At 73.5% G+C, this 18,210-nt stretch carries 15 protein-coding genes; 3 read left to right on the plus strand and 12 right to left on the minus strand.

Annotated features, from left to right (window positions below; translation table 11 throughout):
* Positions 1-149: 149 nt before the first annotated feature.
* From AB0N63_RS21885 to AB0N63_RS21910, 6 genes are read right to left on the minus strand one after another with little or no spacing between them, the layout of a single operon-like run.
* The gene (locus AB0N63_RS21885) at positions 150-1,568 is read right to left on the minus strand and encodes an FAD-dependent oxidoreductase (RefSeq protein WP_365530672.1); all 1,419 of its coding nucleotides are present in this window, start codon (positions 1,566-1,568) and stop codon (positions 150-152) included.
* Positions 1,569-1,616: 48 nt separating this feature from the next.
* Entirely contained in the window at positions 1,617-2,417 is an 801-nt protein-coding gene (locus AB0N63_RS21890) for an ABC transporter permease (protein WP_365530673.1), read from the minus strand.
* Positions 2,418-3,347 (minus strand): ABC transporter permease, encoded by a 930-nt coding sequence (locus AB0N63_RS21895; protein ID WP_365530674.1) that lies wholly within the window; start codon positions 3,345-3,347, stop codon positions 2,418-2,420.
* Positions 3,347-4,513, minus strand: coding sequence for an ABC transporter ATP-binding protein (locus tag AB0N63_RS21900; RefSeq protein WP_365530675.1), 1,167 nt, complete (start codon positions 4,511-4,513; stop codon positions 3,347-3,349). Before AB0N63_RS21900 ends, AB0N63_RS21895 begins: the two co-directional genes overlap by 1 nt.
* On the minus strand, positions 4,510-5,757 hold the full coding sequence (locus AB0N63_RS21905; RefSeq protein WP_365530676.1) for a spermidine/putrescine ABC transporter substrate-binding protein: 1,248 nt from the start codon (positions 5,755-5,757) through the stop codon (positions 4,510-4,512). Before AB0N63_RS21905 ends, AB0N63_RS21900 begins: the two co-directional genes overlap by 4 nt.
* A 51-nt stretch (positions 5,758-5,808) precedes the next feature.
* On the minus strand, positions 5,809-7,344 hold the full coding sequence (locus tag AB0N63_RS21910) for a gamma-aminobutyraldehyde dehydrogenase (RefSeq protein ID WP_365530677.1): 1,536 nt from the start codon (positions 7,342-7,344) through the stop codon (positions 5,809-5,811).
* Between the two features lie 212 nt (positions 7,345-7,556).
* On the opposite strand from AB0N63_RS21910, the gene AB0N63_RS21915 reads away from it, so the two are divergent.
* On the plus strand, positions 7,557-8,111 hold the full coding sequence (locus AB0N63_RS21915) for an NADAR family protein (protein WP_365530678.1): 555 nt from the start codon (positions 7,557-7,559) through the stop codon (positions 8,109-8,111).
* A 284-nt stretch (positions 8,112-8,395) separates the two neighbouring features.
* Here the strand turns inward: AB0N63_RS21915 and AB0N63_RS21920 are convergent, their stop codons facing one another.
* Together AB0N63_RS21920 and AB0N63_RS21925 are read right to left on the minus strand one after the other, a co-directional pair.
* Positions 8,396-8,881: a DUF4190 domain-containing protein gene (locus AB0N63_RS21920; protein ID WP_365530679.1), complete on the minus strand. Its 486-nt coding sequence runs from the start codon at positions 8,879-8,881 to the stop codon at positions 8,396-8,398.
* A gap of 88 nt (positions 8,882-8,969) precedes the next feature.
* Positions 8,970-9,755, minus strand: a complete 786-nt coding sequence (locus tag AB0N63_RS21925; protein ID WP_365530680.1) for a DUF4190 domain-containing protein — start codon at positions 9,753-9,755, stop codon at positions 8,970-8,972.
* 580 nt (positions 9,756-10,335) lie between these two features.
* Between AB0N63_RS21925 and AB0N63_RS21930 the strand changes: the two genes are divergently transcribed.
* Positions 10,336-11,385, plus strand: a complete 1,050-nt coding sequence (locus tag AB0N63_RS21930) for an adenosine deaminase (RefSeq protein ID WP_365530681.1) — start codon at positions 10,336-10,338, stop codon at positions 11,383-11,385.
* Between the two features lie 67 nt (positions 11,386-11,452).
* A complete protein-coding gene (locus tag AB0N63_RS21935; RefSeq protein WP_365530682.1) occupies positions 11,453-12,136 on the plus strand; it encodes a glycerophosphodiester phosphodiesterase in 684 nt (227 codons plus the stop codon).
* 96 nt (positions 12,137-12,232) lie between these two features.
* Here the strand turns inward: AB0N63_RS21935 and AB0N63_RS21940 are convergent, their stop codons facing one another.
* The 4 genes from AB0N63_RS21940 to AB0N63_RS21955 all read right to left on the minus strand — a co-directional run bounded on the left by AB0N63_RS21940 (position 12,233) and on the right by AB0N63_RS21955 (position 17,920).
* Positions 12,233-13,288 (minus strand): cytochrome P450, encoded by a 1,056-nt coding sequence (locus tag AB0N63_RS21940; protein WP_365530683.1) that lies wholly within the window; start codon positions 13,286-13,288, stop codon positions 12,233-12,235.
* 197 nt (positions 13,289-13,485) lie between these two features.
* Positions 13,486-13,602 carry a tryptorubin family RiPP precursor gene (locus AB0N63_RS21945; RefSeq protein ID WP_365530684.1) on the minus strand — a complete coding sequence of 39 codons (117 nt, stop codon included), beginning with the start codon at positions 13,600-13,602 and terminating at the stop codon, positions 13,486-13,488.
* A gap of 128 nt (positions 13,603-13,730) precedes the next feature.
* The gene (locus tag AB0N63_RS21950) at positions 13,731-14,255 is read right to left on the minus strand and encodes a hypothetical protein (RefSeq protein WP_365530685.1); all 525 of its coding nucleotides are present in this window, start codon (positions 14,253-14,255) and stop codon (positions 13,731-13,733) included.
* A gap of 305 nt (positions 14,256-14,560) precedes the next feature.
* Positions 14,561-17,920 carry a LuxR C-terminal-related transcriptional regulator gene (locus AB0N63_RS21955; RefSeq protein WP_365530686.1) on the minus strand — a complete coding sequence of 1,120 codons (3,360 nt, stop codon included), beginning with the start codon at positions 17,918-17,920 and terminating at the stop codon, positions 14,561-14,563.
* Between the last annotated feature and the right edge of the window lie 290 nt (positions 17,921-18,210).

An 18,210-nucleotide genomic window follows, 5' to 3' on the forward strand; every position in this document is an offset into this window, starting at 1 on the left:
GGGGGGTGTGGAGGGTGGGTGCCGCACAATTTGGTCCAGACCAATTGGGTTGTCAAGACCTGTGGCAGCGCCCGCCTCCGTACCTCCTGTTCGCCCCCGGGTCCGCACGGACCGGTTCGCCCCCGGTCCGTGCGGACCGGGCGCCCGCGTCAGCTGTCGAAGCCCAGCCCCAGCCTGTCCATCGTCCGCAGCCACAGGTTGCGCCGCCCGCCGTGCGCGTCCGCCCTGGCCAGCGACCACTTGGTGAGCGCGATGCCGGTCCAGGCGAACGGCTCGGGCGGGAACGGCAGCGGCTTCTTGCGGACCATCTCCAGTTCGGTGCGCTCGGTGCGCTCCCCCGACAGCAGGTCGAGCATCACCTCGGCGCCGAACCGGGTCGCGCCGACCCCGAGGCCGGTGTAGCCGGCGGCGTACGCCACCTTGCCCTGGTGGGCGGTGCCGAAGAACGCCGAGAACCGCGAGCAGGTGTCGATCGCGCCGCCCCAGGTGTGCGTGAAGCGCACCCCCTCCAGCTGCGGGAAGCAGGTGAAGAAGTGCCCGGCGAGCTTGGCGTACGTCTCCGGGCGGTCGTCGTACTCGGCGCGCACCCGGCCGCCGTAGGGGTAGACCGCGTCGTAGCCGCCCCACAGGATGCGGTTGTCGGCGGAGAGCCGGAAGTAGTGGAACTGGTTGGCCGAGTCGCCGAGGCCCTGGCGGTTCTTCCAGCCGATCGACGCCAGTTGGTCGGCGGTGAGCGGCTCGGTCATCATCGCGTAGTCGTAGACCGGCACCGTGTAGGAGCGCACCCGCTTGACCAGGCTGGGGAAGATGTTGGTGCCGAGGGCGACCCGGCGGGCGCGGACCTGCCCGTAGGGGGTGCTCACGGCCATGCCGGCGCCGTACGGCTTGAGGGTGAGCGCGGGGGTGTGCTCGTAGACGCGCACCCCGAGCCGCAGACAGGCCCGCTTGAGACCCCAGGCGAGTTTCGCGGGGTGGAGCATGGCCACGCCCCGGCGGTCCCAGAGCCCGGCCTCGAAGGTGGGCGAGGCGACCTGCTCGCGCACGGCGTCCCGGTCGAGGAACTCCAGCCCCTCGGTCAGGCCCTCGGCCTCCAGTTCGGCGTACCAGTCCTTCAGCTCCCAGGCCTGGTAGGGCTCGGTGGCCACGTCGATCTCGCCGGTGCGCTCGAACTCGCAGTCGATCCCGTGGCGGGCGACCGCCTCCTCGATGGCGTCGAGGTTGCGGGCGCCCAGCTCTTCCAGCTGGTGGATCTCGTCGGGCCAGCGGGCCAGGCCGTTGGCCAGACCATGGGTGAGGGAGGCGGCGCAGAAGCCTCCGTTGCGGCCGGAGGCGGCCCAGCCCGCCTCACGGCCCTCCACCAGCACCACGTCCGTGGCCGGGTCGCGCTCCTTGGCGATCAGCGCGGTCCACAGTCCGCTGTAGCCGCCGCCGACCACCAGCAGGTCGCAGGTCTCGGCGCCGGTCAGGGCGGGCTCGGGGCGGGGCCTGCCGGGGTCGTCCAGCCAGTACGCGACCGGCTGCGCTTCGGAAAGTGACTTCGTCCAACGGGTCATGGCGCTCGGGGCCATGATTTCAACTCCCTACAGAGTTATGGCGGTCGTGCGGAGTTTTGGCGGTCATGCCTTCTGCTTGTTGCGGCGGTTGCCGATGACCATGGAGGTCAGCACGAACAGTACGGCGACGACGAACATGGCCGTTCCGATGACGTTGATCTGAACGGGTGTGCCGCGCTGCGCCGATCCCCACACGAACATGGGGAAGGTGACCGTGGAACCGGCGTTGAAATTGGTGATGATGAAATCGTCGAAGGAGAGCGCGAAGGCGAGCAGCGCGCCCGCGGCGATTCCGGGTGCCGCGATGGGCAGGGTGACCCGCAGGAAGGTCTGGGCCGGGCCGGCGTAGAGGTCCTGCGCGGCCTGCTCCAGCCTCGGGTCCATCGACATCACACGGGCCTTGACGGCGGTGACGACGAAGCTGAGGCAGAACATGATGTGGGCGATGAGGATGGTCCAGAAGCCCAGCTGGGCACCCATGTTGAGGAACAGGGTGAGCAGCGAGGCGGCCATGACGACCTCGGGCATCGCCATCGGCAGGAAGATCAGCGAGTTCACGGCGCCGCGGGCGCGGAAGCGGTAGCGGACCAGCGCGAAAGCGATCATCGTGCCCAGCACGGTGGCGCCGAGGGTCGCCCAGACGGCGATCTGGAGGCTGAGGGAGAGCGAGCCGCACATTCCGGCGACGCCGCACGGGTCCTTCCAGGCGTCGGTGGAGAACTGCTGCCACTCGTAATTGAAGCGGCCCTTCGGTTTGTTGAAGGAGAACACCGTGACGACGACGTTCGGCAGCAGCAGATAACCGAGGGTGAAAAGCCCGGCGACGACGACGAGATGGCGCTTGAGCCAGTTGACGAAGGGCATTTAGACGAGATCCTCCGTCCCGGACCTGCGGATGTAGACGGTCACCATGGCGAGGATGGCGGCCATGAGGATGAAGGAGAGCGCGGCGGCCGTCGGATAGTCGAGGATGCGCAGGAACTGCGACTGGATGACGTTGCCGACCATGCGGGTGTCGGTGGAGCCGAGCAGGTCGGCGTTGACGTAGTCGCCGGCGGCCGGGATGAAGGTCAGCAGGGTGCCGGAGACCACGCCGGGCATGGACAGCGGGAAGGTGACCTTGCGGAAGGTGGTCCAGGGCCGGGCGTAGAGGTCGCCGGCCGCCTCGTGCAGCCGCCCGTCGATCCGCTCCAGCGAGGTGTACAGCGGCAGGATCATGAACGGCAGGAAGTTGTACGTCAGCCCGCACACCACCGCGAGCGGGGTGGCGAGCACCCGGTCGCCGGCGGTCCAGCCGAGCCAGTTGGTGACGTCCAGGACGTGCAGGGTGTTCAGCGCGCCGACGACCGGGCCGCCGTCGGCGAGGATCGTCTTCCAGGCCAGGGTGCGGATCAGGAAGCTGGTGAAGAACGGCGCGATCACCAGGATCATGATCAGGTTGCGCCAGCGGCCGGCGCGGAAGGCGATCAGATACGCCAGCGGATAGCCGAGCAGCAGGCACAGGATCGTCGCGGAGGCCGCGTACAGGACCGAGCGGAGGAACTGCGGCCAGTACTCGGACAGCGCGTCCCAGTAGGTCGCGAAGTGCCAGGTGACCTTGTAGCCCTGTTCCAGGGAGCCGGTCTGCACGGAGGTGGAGGCCTGGTAGACCAGCGGCAGCGCGAAGAAGACGACCAGCCACAGGATGCCGGGCAGCAGCAGCCAGTACGGGGTGAGGCGGCCGCGCTTGCGCGGGGGCTTCGTCTCGGGTGCGGGGGGCGCGAGCGGGGGTGGCGCCTCGGTGGCGGCGGACATCAGGCGGCGTCCTCCTCGACGGACTCGACACCGGCGTCGATGTCCTGGGTGGCGTCCAGGCCGAAGGTGTGCGCCGGGTTCCAGTGCAGGACCACCTCGGCGCCGGGGGTCAGGCGCGGGTCGCGGTCGACGTTCTGGGCGTAGACCTCGAAGTCGGAGCAGACCGGGCTGTCGATCACGTACTGGGTGGAGACGCCGATGAAACTGGAGTCGGCGATGCGGCCGGTGATGCGGTTGCGGCCCTCGGGGATCTCGCCGGCGTCGTCGGCGTGGGTGAGGGAGACCTTCTCCGGCCGCACGCCCACCAGCACCTTGCCGCCGGCCGCGGCCGGGGCGGAACATCGCGCCACCGGCAGGAACAGCTTGCCGCCGCCCGCGTTCAGGGCGATCTCGTCGCCGGTCTTGAAGTCGATGTCGGCCTCGATGAAGTTGGAGGTGCCGAGGAAGTTCGCGACGAACGTGGTGCGCGGGTTCTCGTAGAGGTCGGCGGGCGAGCCGAGCTGTTCGACGCGGCCGGCGTTCATCACGGCGACCGTGTCGGCCATCGTCATGGCCTCCTCCTGGTCGTGCGTGACGTGCACGAAGGTGATGCCGACCTCGGTCTGGATGCGCTTGAGCTCCAGCTGCATCTGGCGGCGCAGCTTGAGGTCGAGGGCGCCGAGCGGCTCGTCCAGCAGCAGCACCTTGGGGTGGTTGATCAGGGCACGGGCGACGGCCACGCGCTGCTGCTGGCCGCCGGAGAGCTGGTGCGGTTTCTTGCGGGCCTGCTCGCCGAGCTGGACCAGGTCGAGCATCTCCTCGACCTGCTTCTTCACGCTCTTGATGCCGCGCCGGCGCAGGCCGAAGGCGACGTTCTCGAAGATGTCGAGGTGCGGGAAGAGGGCGTAGGACTGGAAGACCGTGTTCACCGGGCGCTTGTAGGGCGGCAGGCGGGTCACGTCCTGGTCGCCGAGGTGGACGGTGCCCTGGCTGGGCTCCTCCAGACCGGCGATCATGCGCAGGGTGGTGGTCTTGCCGCAGCCGGAGGCGCCGAGCAGAGCGAAGAAGGAGCCCTCGGGCACGGTCAGGTCCAGCGGGTGCACGGCGGTGAAGGCGCCGTAGCGCTTGCCGATCTGCGTGAGGCGGACGTCGCCGCTGTTGTCTGTCGTCGTCTTCATGGTCGTCACGCCCCTGTGAGCTTCGCGAACTTCTCTTCGTAGGCCGCCTCTTCCTTCTCGCCGAGGGCGCGGAAGGAGTGGGACCGGGCTGCCGTGTCCCTGGTGGGGACGATCAGCGGGTTGTCGGCCGCCGACGCGTCGATCTTCGCAAGGTAGGGCTTCACACCGTCGACGGGAGACACGTAGTTGACGTACGCGGCGAGCGCGGCGGCCTGCTCGGGCTGGTAGTAGAAGTCGATCAGCCGCTCGGCGTTGGTCTTGTGCCGGGCCTTGTTGGGGACCAGCATCACGTCGGTGGAGGTCATGTAGCCGCTCGCCGGTATGACGTAGTCGACGGCGGGGTTGTCCGCCTTGAGCTGCACCACGTCGCCGCCCCAGGCGACGCAGGCCGCGAGGTCGCCCTTGCTGAGGTCGGAGGTGTAGTCGTTGCCGGTGAAGCGGCGGATCTGCCCCCTGTCGACGGCCTTCTGGAGGCGGGCGAGGGCCGCGTCGTAGTCGTCGGCGGTGACCTTGGCCGGGTCCTTGCCCATGTCGAGCAGGGTCATGCCGATGCTGTCGCGCATCTCCGACAGGAAGCCGACCCGGCCCTTGAGCCCGGGGTTGTCGAGCAGGTCGGAGACGGACTTCACCTCGATGCCGTCGAGGGCCTTCTTGTTGAAGGCGATCACGGTGGAGACGCCCTGCCAGGGATAGCCGTAGGCGTGGCCGGGGTCCCAGTCGGGACTGCGGAACTGGGCGGATAGGTTGGCGAAGGCGTGCGGCAGGTTGGCCGGGTCGAGCTTCTGCACCCAGCCGAGGCGGATCACCCGGGCGGCCAGCCAGTCGGTGAGGACGATGATGTCCCGGCCGGTGTCCTGGCCGGCGGCGAGCTGCGGCTTGATCTTGCCGAAGAACTCGTTGTTGTCGTTGATGTCCTCGGTGTACCTGACCTGGATGCCGGTCCGTTCGGTGAACGTCTCCAGGGTCGGGTGGTGCTTGCCGCTGTCGTCCACGTCGATGTACTCGGGCCAGTTGGAGAAGTTCACGGTCTTCTCCTTCGCCGAGTGGTCCTCGGTGGCGGTGCCGCCCTGCGTCTTGCCGGCCGCGGGGATCCCGCAGGCGCTCAGCGCCCCGAGTCCGCCGACGGCGAGTGCGCCGCCCGCGCCGGTCCGCAGCAGCGAGCGGCGGGTGAGGGCGGTCCTGCCGGCGGTGCGGGCGCGCCCTGCGGTGTGCGGCAGGGCCTGGGGCCGGCGGTCGGGCTCGTACTGCTCCATACGCGTGGTGCCCTTTCGGGAGGGGTCGGCCTTGGTCGGACGGCCGGTCTGCTAGCGGTCCCCGAAAACGGTGCGGTGCCAGTCCTTGCGGACCACCGCGGTGTTGTCGAACATGACATGCTTGATCTGGGTGTACTCCTCGAACGAGTACGCCGACATGTCCTTGCCGTAGCCGGACTGCTTGTGTCCGCCGTGCGGCATCTCGCTGATGATCGGGATGTGGTCGTTCACCCAGACGCAGCCCGCCTTGATCTCCCGGGTGGCGCGGTTCGCGCGGTACACGTCGCGGCTCCAGGCGGAGGCGGCCAGGCCGTACGGCGTGTCGTTGGCGAGCCGGATGCCCTCGTCGTCGCTGTCGAAAGGCAGTACGGCGAGGACGGGGCCGAAGATCTCGGACTGCACGATCTCGCTGTCCTGCGGGGCGTCGGCGATCAGGGTGGGGCGGTAGTAGGCGCCGTCCTCCAGTTCGCCCTGCGGGGCCTCGCCGCCGGTGACCACGCGGGCGTAGCCGCGGGCGCGCTCCACGAAACCGGCCACGCGGTCGCGCTGGGCGTGCGAGATCAGCGGGCCGAGGTCGGTGCCGGGGGCGAACGGGTCGCCGAGCCGGACGCTCGCCATCAGGGCGGCGGTGCGCTCCACGAACTCGTCGTAGAGAGGACGCTGCACATACGCCCGGGTGGCGGCCGTGCAGTCCTGGCCGGTGTTGACGAGCGCGCCCGCGACCGCGCCGTGGACGGCGGCCTCCAGGTCGGCGTCGTCGAAGACGACGAACGGGGCCTTGCCGCCGAGCTCCAGGTGCAGGCGCTTGACGGTGGCGGTGGCGACCTCGGCGACCCGCTTGCCGACGGCGGTGGAGCCGGTGAAGGAGGTCATCGCCACGTCCGGGTGGCCGACCAGGTGCTCGCCGGCCTCCCGGCCGGTGCCGGTGACGATGTTGATCACCCCGTCCGGGATGCCCGCCTCGGTGGCGGCCCGCGCGAACATCAGCGAGGTCAGCGGGGTCAGCTCGGCCGGCTTCAGGACGATGGTGTTGCCCGCCGCGATCGCCGGGAGGATCTTCCAGGCGGCCATCTGGAGCGGGTAGTTCCAGGGGGCGATGGAGCCGACGACGCCGATCGGCTCACGGCGGACGTAGGAGGTGTGGTCGCCGGAGTACTCGCCCGCGGACTGGCCCTGGAGGTGGCGGGCGGCGCCCGCGAAGAACGCGGTGTTGTCGACCGTGCCCGGTACGTCGAACTCGCGGGTCAGCTTGAGCGGCTTGCCGCACTGGAGGGACTCGGCGCGGGCGAGATCCTCGGCCTGCTCGGCGAGCACGGCGGCGAAACGGTGCAGGGCGTCCGAGCGCTCGCCGGGGGTGGCGCCCGCCCAGCCGGGGAACGCCTCGCGCGCGGCGGCGACCGCGGCGTCCACGTCCTCGGCGCCGGCCAGGTCGTAGGTGAGGACGTCCTGGCCGGTGGCCGGGTCGATCACGGTGTGGGTGCGGCCGGACGTGCCCTTGGTCAGGCGGCCGGCGATGTACTGGGCGCCGTCCGCGAAGCGGTCCTGCGCGGGGAATCGTTCCGGCGTGGCCGTGGCCGGGTTGTGCATGTCGCTCTCCTCCGCCGTCGCCCCGCGTGCTGAGGGGGCGGGTGGGCGTAGCTCCAGCTCGATTTGAGTGCCGATCCTGACAGAGCGGGTGGACGCCAACAAGTGATTCCGTTGTTGCCTTTTGGTTACGCGACGGAATCTGTCGACCAGGTGTCGAGTCACCACGGAAAAGGCGGGACGGAGTGTCAGTGGTGCGTGCCACACTCGCGTGCATGGGGAAGATCGACTCTCGGGATGCCCTGATCAGGGAGGTCCGCGCCGGGGCGCACGTGCGGTATCTGTACTTCTGGGGCCACCGGCCGCGGCCCGACGGCCAGGTGGGCGCGAGCTGCCTGAGCCAGTGGTGGCCGTCGCCGTTCACCGTCGACGGCGTCACCTACGCGACCGCGGAGCACTGGATGATGGCGGCCAAGGCCCGGCTGTTCCACGACGCGGAGGCGGAGCGGCGGGTGCTGGCCGCGGGGCACCCGGCCGAGGCGAAGAAGGCCGGGCGGCTGGTGCGGGGCTTCGACGAGGAGATATGGGCCCGCGAGCGGTTCGGGATCGTGGCGGAGGGCAGCGAGCACAAGTTCGCCGCGCACCCCGAGCTGCGGGAGTTCCTGCTGCGCACGGGCGAGCGGGTGCTGGTGGAGGCGAGTCCGCTGGACCGCGTGTGGGGGATCGGCCTGTCCGCCGATGACGAGGCCGCCGCCGACCCGGAGCGGTGGCGGGGGCCGAACCTGCTGGGGTTCGCGCTGATGGAGGCGCGGGAGCGGGTGGCGGCCTGAGGTCGTGCCAGACAGTCCCGTCCGGCCCGCGGCGGCCGGCGCGGCGCCTCGCCGCGGGCCGGGGCCGTCCGCGTACGCCCGGTACGCGGACGGCCCTCCGCCTTGCGACGCACCGCAGGACGCCGCGGGCCCCGCCCTTCGGGCGGACGACGCCACGTTCGCCACACGCCCCGGGGTCGCTCGTTCGGATCGTGCCCGCCTCGCGGGCCCGGGCGTTCGGGTTCGGCGCGCGATGTCGGTTGCCGGGGTGCGGGGGCGGGACGGGTCCTGCCCCCGCGGTGGGGTCAGAACGTGCTCGCGGTGCCCATGATGCCCGCGAACAGGATGACGCCCAGCACGGGCAGGACCACCGTGGCGACGATGCCGCAGACCAGGCCGCCGGTGGCCGCGCCCTTGTTGGTGGCCTCGCCCCGGTTCGCCTTCCCGCGCCCGATGGCGCCGAAGATGATGGCGAGGATGCCCAGGATGATCCCGAAGAACCACAGGAACACGGTCAGGCTGCACACGACGCCGATGATGCCGAGCACCAGGCCCGCGGTGCCCAGGCCGTTGCTCGGCTGCACGCTCATGCCCATGCCGTAGCCGGGGGCGGACGGGTAGCCCACGGGCGGCGCCGCCGGGTAGCCGAGGCCCGGCTGCTGCGCGTAACCGGCACCCTGCTGCTGCGGGTAGCCGTAACCCGGGGCGGGCTGCGGGGTTCCGTAGCCCGCCCCGGGCGGCGGCTGGGACGGCGGCCCGAATCCTTCGGGAACGGGCTGGGTGTCGGACATGATGTGGTCTCCCCTCCGTTTTGAATGGTCAAGGCATCGTAATGGCCTTGATCGAACGGCGGTCGGGATGTTCCGGGGCGGCCCTGCCTCAGCGGTGCAGGACGGCGGGGGCGGTCGTCCGCAGCGAGTCGTCGTACGGGTAGTACGGGTCCGACTCGTCGTCGTTGACCGCGGCCACGATCGTGACGACCAGGAAGACGATCACGGCGATGCCCAGCACGATCCCGATGATGCCCATGACGAAACCGGCCTGGGCCTGGCCGTGGTTGTCCGCCTCGCCCCGCTCCGCCCTGCGCCGCCCCTTGATGCCGAAGACCACGGCGAGGATGCCGAGGACCAGCGAGACCACGCCGTACATGCAGAACAGGCAGCAGGCCAGGATGCCGAGGACCAGGGCGGCGGTGCCCATGCCGTTCTGTGGGGCCATGGCCACGCCGGGCCAGCCGTAGGCCGGGTAGCCGGGCTGCCCCGGGTAGCCGGGCTGCCCCGGGTAGCCGGGCTGCCCCGGGTAGCCGGGCTGCCCCGGGTAGCCGGAGGGGCCGGGCTGGCCGGGGTAGCCGTAGCCGCCGCCGGGGCCCGTGGGCGCTATGGGCGGCGGCGGTACGGCGGAATCGCCGGCCGGGGCACCGGGCGGCGTGCCCGCCGGGGCGCCGCCGGGCGGCGGGAACTCGGGGAAGGGCACCGCGGCCATGGTGGCCTGGTCGTGCACGGACGGCGGTGTCACGGGCGGCCGGTCCTGCGGCGGATACGCGTCCTGCGGCGAGGGGGTATGCGGTCCCCGCGGGTCCTTCCGGCCGGCGGAACCGCTCTCGGGCGGCGCCCACGGGTTGTCGCCGGCCCCGGCGTTCCCGCCCGCCCCTGTGCCGTCCGTCATGTCGTCGTGTCCCCCTCGGTCGAACGTCCCGCCATGCTAAGGCCTGGTCCCCGCACGCCCGACGGCCGGGAGGCGCCGTCGCCCCCCGCCCGCTCCCGGCTCCCCGGCCACGACCGGGCGACGGCCCGGCGGCTCCTCGACAGCCGCGCGGCCCCTTGCCCGCCCCGGCACCTCGGCTTCACGCCGACGTCCGGGCGGTTCCGCCGACGGCGGCCCGGCAGCCCGGCAGCCGGGCCGCCCGGCGGCTCCCGCGAGGACGGAGAGGCGACGGCGACCTCGCGGCTCCGCCGAGGGCAGCCGGGCGGCTCCGCGGACGGTGATCCCGGGGCTCCGGCGACGGCGGCCGGGGCGGCTTCGCCGGGGGTGGTCGGACGGCCGACCGGCCGACCCCGCCGAGGGCAGGGGCGACCAGCCGAACGGCCCGGCCGAGAGTGACCCGGCGACGGTCCGGCCGCCCCCGCACGCCTCCCCCGCCCCACCCTCGGCGGCCGGCCCCGGGCCTACGATGGCCGTGCTCATCGATCAGTCGATCACCCGCACCGCCCCACCGGGGCAGGTGCCCTGCCGGGGAGGGAATCCCGTGACCGTCCAGCCCGCATCCCGCGACCCGCACGCCTTCATCGCGGGGCTGCCCAAGGCCGAACTGCACGTGCACCACGTCGGCTCGGCCTCCCCCCGGATCGTCTCCGAGCTGGCCGCCCGGCACCCCGACTCCAAGGTCCCCACCGACCCCGAGGCACTCGCCGACTACTTCACGTTCACGGACTTCGCCCACTTCATCCAGGTGTACCTGTCCGTGGTGGACCTCATCCGCACCCCGGAGGACGTCCGGCTGCTGACGTACGAGATCGCCCGGGACATGGCCCGCCAGCAGGTGCGCTACGCCGAGCTGACCCTCACCCCGTTCTCCTCCACCCGCCGCGGCATCGACGCGCGGGCCTTCATGGACGCGATCGAGGACGCCCGCAAGGCCGCCGAGGCCGACTTCGGGACCGTGCTGCGCTGGTGCTTCGACATCCCCGGCGAGGCCGGTCTCGAGTCGGCCGAGGAGACCGCCCGGCTCGCCACCGACGACCGGCTGCGGCCCGAGGGCCTGGTCTCCTTCGGGCTCGGCGGTCCCGAGATCGGGGTGCCGCGGCCCCAGTTCAAGCGGTACTTCGACCGGGCGATCGCGGCCGGCCTGCACTCGGTGCCGCACGCCGGGGAGACCACCGGCCCGGAGACGGTGTGGGACGCGCTGACCGAGCTGCGCGCCGAGCGCATCGGCCACGGCACCAGCTCCGCCCAGGACCCGAATCTCCTCGCGCACCTGGCCGAGCACCGGATCGCGCTGGAGGTGTGCCCGACCTCCAACATCGCCACCCGCGCCGTGCGCACCCTGGACGAGCACCCGCTGCGGACGTTCGTCGAGGCGGGGGTCCTCGTCACGATCAACTCCGACGACCCGCCGATGTTCGGCACCGACCTGAACAGCGAGTACGCCGTCGCCGCCCGCCTCCTCGACCTGGACGAGCGGGGTCTGGCCGAGCTGGCGAAGAACGCGGTGCACGCCTCCTTCCTGGACGAGGCGGGCAAGACGCGTATCGCCGGCGAGATCGACGCGTACACCGCGCGGTGGCTCGCGTCCTGAGGCGGGACGACCGGGGACGGACGACCGGGGACCATGGGGTCCGGGCGGGCGGGACACAATGGGGGTCATGCAGACCGTGACCGCCGTGGCGCACCGCGGCGACCCCTACCGCTTCCGTGAGAACACGATCGTCTCCCTCCGCTCCGCGCTCGACCGGGGCGCGGACGCGGTGGAGATCGACGTACGGCTGACCCGCGACGGCGTTCCCGTGCTGCTGCACGACGACTCGCTGAAGCGGCTGTGGCGGCACGACCGGCCGCTGCGCTCGCTGTCCGCCGAGGAGGTGCGCGGCCTGACGGGCGGCGGGGTGCCCACGCTCGCGGACGCGCTCGCCGCGACGGCGGACAGCCGGGTGATGGTCGACCTGCCGGGAGTGCGGGACGTGCGGACGGTGCGGCCGATCATGGACGTGATCCGCGACTGCGGGGCCGCTGACCGCGTGTACTACTGCGCGGGCGCCGAGGCGATGCTCGCGGTGCGCGCGGCCGATCCGGCCGCCGAGATCGCCCTGACCTGGACCTCGCTCGCGCCGCCGCGGGCCGCCCTGCTCGCGGCGGTGCGGCCCCGCTGGCTGAACTACCGGTTCGGTCTGGTGGACCGGGAGCTGGCGGCCCGCGTCCACCGCGACGGGGTGCTGCTGTCGGTGTGGACGCCGGACACCGCCCGCTCCCTGCGCCGCCTGCTGCGGGCGGGCGTCGACTCGATCACCACCAACCGCGTCGACCTGCTCCACGCGCTGCGCGAGCGCTGAGCCGCGCCGGTCCGGTGGGCGCCCCACGCGCGAGCGCGCCGACTGCGGGCGCGCCGGCCGCCGTGCGTTCGGGCCGCCTCGCCCGGCCGGCGGCCGTCACGCCGTCCTCGCCTTGACCAGCCGTACGTCCGCCACCCCGAGCAGCCCCAGCAGCGGGACCTTCGCGGTGTGCTGGGCGGGGTCCACGACGAGGCCCGACTCCCGGACCAGGTCGAGGAGGAGCTCGGCGAGCGGTACGACCATGTGCCGGCCCCAGCACCGCTCGGAGGAGTGGCCGAAGGGCAGGTAACCGGGGGCCGTGTCGGGGTCGAGCGTGTCCCAGCGCTCGGGGCGGAACGCGTCGGGTTCCTCCCACAGGGCCGGGTCGCGGTGCGAGAGCAGCGGCAGCACCAGTACGTCGTCGTCCGGGCCGATCCTGGCGTCCACGGCCGGGTACTCCGGGGAGGCGTTGCGCAGGATGTTCCACGACGGCGGCAGCAGGCGCAGGGACTCGTGGATGATGTTGCGGTTGGACATGCCGTCGGCGAAGGGCGCGCCGAGCCAGAGGGCGTTGGCCACCAGGGTGGAGATGGTGAAGCACACCGGGGCGGCGGCCCTGCGGTACATGCCCATCGCGTACCGGCGCTCCTGGTAGCCGACCGCCCCCGCGGCCCGTTCCCCGAGCGCGGTGAGCCGGCCGCCGCCGGGGCGGGGCCAGCCGGGCAGGGCGGCGCCGACGCCGATCACCGACCAGGTGAGCAGGGTGGTCAGTTCGAGGTTGCGGCTCATCAGCATCCGCAGCCGGTACGGGTCCTGGCCGAGGATCAGGTCGCGCAGGAAGAGGTGCCCGGTCAGCGGCCAGGGGCCGGACAGGTCCACGTCCTTCGGCCGGGGCCGGGCGAGGGCGTCGCGGACGTCGCCGCCGATGGTCCGGGTGACCGCCGAGGCCTCGGTGCGCGAGATGGACCGGCCGTGCAGCGGCTTGAAGGTGGGCCGCTCGGTCTCCGTGGCGCGCCGGGCGGCCAGGATCCGGTCGGCGACCTCGGGCCCGGCGACCCCGATGGTGTCGGGTTCGAGCCGGAACACGTCCCGGCCGAGGTGGTCCCTCAGCAGGGCGGCCAGCCGCGGGGCGAACACGGTGGTGCGCGTGCGCGGCACGGACGAGAGGGTCATACGGGTCTCCGGGGGCGGTGGGAGCCGGCGCGAGGCGGCGGCGACGGGCCGTGGAAGGCCCTCGCCGGACGGACGGCCGCCTTTCGCCGGTGGACGACCCCCGCCGGGCGGCGGACCGCGTCCTTCGCACGTGTGCACAGGACACGCGCCGGACGACGACGTCCTTCCGGCCGCTCGGCGGAGGCGGGTGCGCCGGATCAGTACCAGATGTACCAGGCGCTGGCCTTCAGGCTCTTGCGAGCGGTGACCTTGTTGCGGACGGCGAAGAGAAGCTTCATCACGGCACCTCCTTCCGGGGGCGGTCTGTGGGACACGTGTCCTTCCGGGGCGGACCCCGAAGATCACGTGCGGTGGCTCGTTGAGCCTTGCCCACGCCGCTGAACGCTTAATCAACGCCCTGGTCAGACCCGCGCCGCACGGCCCCTGGCCGTGTCGGCCACCCTCAAGCGGTCCCCGTGGCAGCGGTGTTGGGCGTGGTCAGCGCCTCCAGTCGCTTGATCTTGCGCCGCACGACGTACAGCGGCACGATGCCGAACACCCCGAAGGACATGTCGATCACCGACCACCAGAAGGGGATGCCGCGGACCGGCCCGCAGATCAGGGCGAGCGGCACGATGCCCATGCAGGCGATCATGCCGAACTCCACGACCCAGATGTTGCGGACCGGGTCCCGGTACGGGCCGTAGAAGGCGACGGCGATGACCAGGTGGGCGAAGGCCAGCCAGTCGGTGCCGTACAGCAGGAACGGGTAGTCGGCGTCGGCGGTGTCGAGGCCGCGCCGCACCCGCTCGATCCAGTCCATCAGCGCGGGCAGCCGCTCGGGCACGGACAGCGACTTCAGCAGGCTCTGGGACCAGTGCAGTTCGTGAACCAGCGGGAAGGCGGTGGCCCCGCTGACCACCAGGCAGACGACGAAGAGAACCAGCCAGGCGCGGATGCCCTTGAGCAGGGCGGCTCTGTCGCTCATGACAGGAGCGTACGCCGCACTTGAACGCGTTCAAAAGTAGGGGTGGCCGTGCCGGTGCGTGGTCTCGTCGCCGTCGGGGCGGCCCGGTCGCGGCCGGGCGGGCGGCGGTGCCGCCGCCTGGGCGAGCACCGTGGCCGCCCCGGCCGTCGCCGGGCCGAGCGCCGTGCCCCGAGGCAGCGCCGGACGCAGGACCCCGGCGCGGCGCAGCCGGCCGCGCGCCCACAGGGTGAACGGGCCGGCCCGGACCGGGAGGCCCGTTCAGGGCGGGCGTCCCGATTCAGGGCAGGACGGATGTGCGTCCCGTTTCACGGCTGGGCGGACAGGCCCGGGCGGCAGCGGTCGGGGGCGGCGTGCCCGGCGGGTCCGTGATGGTCCCGGGCGCCGGTGCGGTCCGGGCCGAGCGCGTCGCGCAGTTCGCCGCGCCGGCGGATGCCCAACTTCTTGTAGGCGCTGGTCAGATGGGTTTCCACGGTCCGGCGGGCCAGGTGCAGCGAGTCGGCGATCTCGGTGTTCGTGCGGCCGTCGGCGGCCAGCCGGGCGATGCGCCGCTCGCTGCCGGTGAGGGCGGCCGAGCCGGTGCGGGCGGTGCCGGGGCTGCGGGCGCCGACCGCGCGCAGGGCCTCCTCCGCCGAGATGCGCAGCCGTACCGCGCCCAGGCGTTCGGCGCGCTCCGCTGCCTCCCGCAGGCACTCCCTGGCCCGGGTGCGCTGCCCGGCGGCGGACAGCTGCCGGCCCTGGCCGAGCAGCGCGGCCACCAGCTCCGGTTCCGCGCCGGACGGGGCCTCCCGCAGCAACCGTACGGCGTCGGCGGCCAGTTCGAGGCCGCGCCGGCCGCCCGTGGCGGCGGCCAGCACCCGCAGGGCGCGGCCCACCGTGCGCGGGGTGTCCCACACCCGGGCCAGCCGCAGTTCCTCCTCGGCCAGGGCCAGCGCCTCGCGCGGCCCGCCCAGTGCGAGCCGGCACTCGGCGGCGGCCGTACGCCACGGGGTGACGACCGGGCTGACCACCTCGCGGGCCGTCTGGCGGCGGCCGCACTCGAGGAAGTCGTGCAGCGCGCCCGCGTGATCCCCCTCGGCTGCGCGCTGCGCGCCCCGCGCGTACAGGAACCGGTTCAGCTCGAAGGAGTCGGGCGCCGCCCCGAGGTCGAAGGCGTCCGCGAGGCGCCGCGCCTCGGCCGTGCGGCCCTGCTCCACGAGCGCGAGCAGGATGTGCGCGTGGGTGTTGCCCGGCCCGGCGGCGAAGGCGACCGGCGGCTCGGCCGGCAGCAGGCCGTACCGGCCGCGGGCCGCCTCGATGTCCACCCGGGTGTTGAGCAGCGCCTGGTGCATGGGGTGCAGCAGGCCGGGCCGCTGTCCGGCCAGGCCGCGGTCCACCAGCCGGTCCGCCTCGTCGAGTTGGTCGGCCCACTGCGCCACCGCGGCGGCGGTGCCCAGCAGGAACGGCTCGGTCAGCGCGTCGGCCGGTTCGGCGAGCAGCTCGCGCACCTGCCGCATGGCGTCCCGGGCCGAGACGAGTCCGGCGGTGGCCGCGTGCCGGACGAGCAGCGCGCGGGCGGCCGGTCCGGACGGCTCGGGCGAGCGGGCCGCGGCGGCACGCAGCAGCCCGTAGACATCGCGCCGCAGGGCCGAGTCCCAGTCGGAGAGCAGGGCGGAGGCGATGCGCAGCGCGCCGACCAGTTCGGGGCGGTCGGCGAGCTGCCCGTCCACCACGCCCAGCACCTCCACGGCCGCGCGGGCCCTGCCGTCGCCGGCGAGCGCGGTGCCCAGGGCGACGGCCGCGCGCACCCGGTCCTGCGGTGTGCCCGGCTGCCGCAGCGCCTCGGTGAGCCGGGGGATCCCGGCGGCGGAGTCCCGGCAGGCGCACTCCAGCGAGCCGAGTTCGGTCAGCAGCCGCTGGCGGCGGCCGCCGGGGAGCGGTTCGTCCAAGGCCCTGCGCAGGAACGCCACGGCGTCCTGGGGGCGGTCCTCGCGCAGGGCGCGGTCCGCGGCCGCCTTGAGCACCTCCGCCGCCCAGGCGGCGCCCACCGGGCCGGCCGAGAGGAGCTGCCTGGCCACCGCGTCGGTGGGGGCGCCGTGGTGCAGCATCGCCTCGGCGACCGCCCGGTGCGCGGCGCGCCGCCGGGCCGCGGGCACGCCGGTGAGCACCGCGTCCCGCAGCAGCGGGTGGGCGTAGCGGGGGCGGCCCTCGGCGTCCTTGCGCAGCAGGCCGAGGCCCGTCATGGCGGTGAGCCAGCCCGCCACCCGGGCGGGGTCGGCCCCGGCGAGTTGGGCGAGCAGGGCGGCGGGCGCCGCGCCGTCGCCTCCGGCGGTGCGGCCAGCGGCCCGGTCCCGGCCGTGACGCTCGCGGCCCGCGGGGGTGCGGTCCGGGGCGGTACGGGTCGGGGTGGTGGGGTTCCAGGCGATGTGGGTGGACGGCTCCGAGCGTCGGTGGGCGGGAGGCGTGGGTGTGGTCCCGGCGGTGCCGTGCGGGGGGGCCGGCTCGGGGACGCCGTCCGCCGGCGGGTGCGCCTCCCCGTACGGCGCGGGCAGCGCGTCGCCGCACGCGTCCGGCGCATACCCGTACGGGTCCAGCGCGTCGCGGTACGAGCCGGGCATCTCGCCGTGCAGGCCGGGCACATCGCCGTACGGGCCGGGTTCCCCGCCGTACCGGCCCGGCACATCGCCGTACGAGCCGTCCAGGCCCGGGGCATCGCCGTACACGCCCGGCGTTCCGCCGTACGGAGCGGTGCCGAAGGCGTGGCCGGACGGACGGCGGCGGTCCTCGGTCGTGAGCGTGCCGTACGGGTGCGGGGCCGGACCTAAGGCCGTGGCCGGGCTGTCCCGCAGCGGCTCGCCGCGGTCCCATCCCTCGTCCAGGACGGCGAGCGAGCGGGCCACCTCCGCCGTGCCGGGGCCCGCGCTGTCCAGCCACCACGACACGGCCGCCGGGTAGGCGCCCGGGTACAGGGCGGCCGTCGACTCGGGCACGGACGGGTGCCCGTCCGGCGCGGCGAGGTCGTCCAGGAGGGCGCGCAGCAGCAGCGGGCTGCCCCCGCCGGCCCGTACGCAGTCCTCGGTCCAGGACGGCGGCGCGGCCGGGAAGCGGGCGCGCACCAGTGCGGCCGCCGAGTCGCCGGTGAGCGGGGCCAGGGTGCGGGTGTGCACGAGGGCGGGCGAGAGGGTGTGGGTGAAGCCGGGGCGGGGCGCGTCCACGTCGTACTGGCTGCGTTCGGTGACGGCCAGCAGGATCGGCAGCGACAGCCGGTCCACGTGCCGGGCGGTCTCCACCAGCCAGCGGTGCGAGGGGCCGTCGGCGAGGTGGACGTCGTCCACGGCCACCAGCAGCGGCCCCTCGGCGGCGTGTCCGCGCAGCGCCCGCCACAGCACCTCGGCCTGTTCCCGCTCCCCCACCGCACCGCCGAAGTCGATCTGCCTGCCGAGCAGTTGCCGGACGGCGGCGAACGGGACCGCCGCGTCGCCCGGTGAGCAGCGGGCGCGCAGCACCCGCATGCCGTGCGCCTCGGCGGCTCGCCCGGCGGCCTCCAGGACGGTGGTGCGACCGGTGCCGGTCGCCCCGCGCAGCACCACGAGGGCGCCGCTGCCGGCCCGGGCGCGGGCGGCGCGGGCCGCGATCAGCGCGACGGCCTCCCGGTGTTCGCGCGGCTGGTCGAACGGCCCGTCGGACACCTGCCCACACCCCCGTTCATACGCTCGCTCGCACATCTGTCACACCCCTGTACACGCCGACTGTCGCGGTGATTCACTCGGTTGCTTCCGCTGCGGTCCGGACGCCGCCGCCTGTCGCAGCGGCCCCGTCCGTACACGGAGACGTCCCCGGCCACCGGTCGGTGGCGTGACAAGGCCCACTGGTGCCGACCGCGGGGCCGGCGGAGCCGCCCTCGCGGGCAACCTCGTGGTCCCTCAGGTCTGTTCTCGTGGTGCCCCTCGTGGTGTTCCACGATTGTGCGGGCCCCTTC

The sequence above is a fragment of the Streptomyces sp. NPDC093260 genome (assembly GCF_040683715.1).
Classification (GTDB): Bacteria; Actinomycetota; Actinomycetes; order Streptomycetales; family Streptomycetaceae; genus Streptomyces; species Streptomyces sennicomposti.

Excerpts from the sequence above, each read along its gene's own strand:
- AB0N63_RS21905 (WP_365530676.1), bottom strand. The coding sequence starts at position 5,757 with ATGGAGCAGTACGAGCCCGACCGCCGGCCCCAGGCCCTGCCGCACACC.
- AB0N63_RS21890 (WP_365530673.1), bottom strand. The coding sequence starts at position 2,417 with ATGCCCTTCGTCAACTGGCTCAAGCGCCATCTCGTCGTCGTCGCCGGG.
- AB0N63_RS21935 (WP_365530682.1), top strand. The coding sequence starts at position 11,453 with ATGCAGACCGTGACCGCCGTGGCGCACCGCGGCGACCCCTACCGCTTC.
- AB0N63_RS21915 (WP_365530678.1), top strand. The coding sequence starts at position 7,557 with ATGGGGAAGATCGACTCTCGGGATGCCCTGATCAGGGAGGTCCGCGCC.
- AB0N63_RS21925 (WP_365530680.1), bottom strand. The coding sequence starts at position 9,755 with ATGACGGACGGCACAGGGGCGGGCGGGAACGCCGGGGCCGGCGACAAC.
- AB0N63_RS21950 (WP_365530685.1), bottom strand. The coding sequence starts at position 14,255 with ATGAGCGACAGAGCCGCCCTGCTCAAGGGCATCCGCGCCTGGCTGGTT.
- AB0N63_RS21895 (WP_365530674.1), bottom strand. The coding sequence starts at position 3,347 with ATGTCCGCCGCCACCGAGGCGCCACCCCCGCTCGCGCCCCCCGCACCC.
- AB0N63_RS21885 (WP_365530672.1), bottom strand. The coding sequence starts at position 1,568 with ATGGCCCCGAGCGCCATGACCCGTTGGACGAAGTCACTTTCCGAAGCG.
- AB0N63_RS21940 (WP_365530683.1), bottom strand. The coding sequence starts at position 13,288 with ATGACCCTCTCGTCCGTGCCGCGCACGCGCACCACCGTGTTCGCCCCG.
- AB0N63_RS21910 (WP_365530677.1), bottom strand. The coding sequence starts at position 7,344 with ATGCACAACCCGGCCACGGCCACGCCGGAACGATTCCCCGCGCAGGAC.
- AB0N63_RS21920 (WP_365530679.1), bottom strand. The coding sequence starts at position 8,881 with ATGTCCGACACCCAGCCCGTTCCCGAAGGATTCGGGCCGCCGTCCCAG.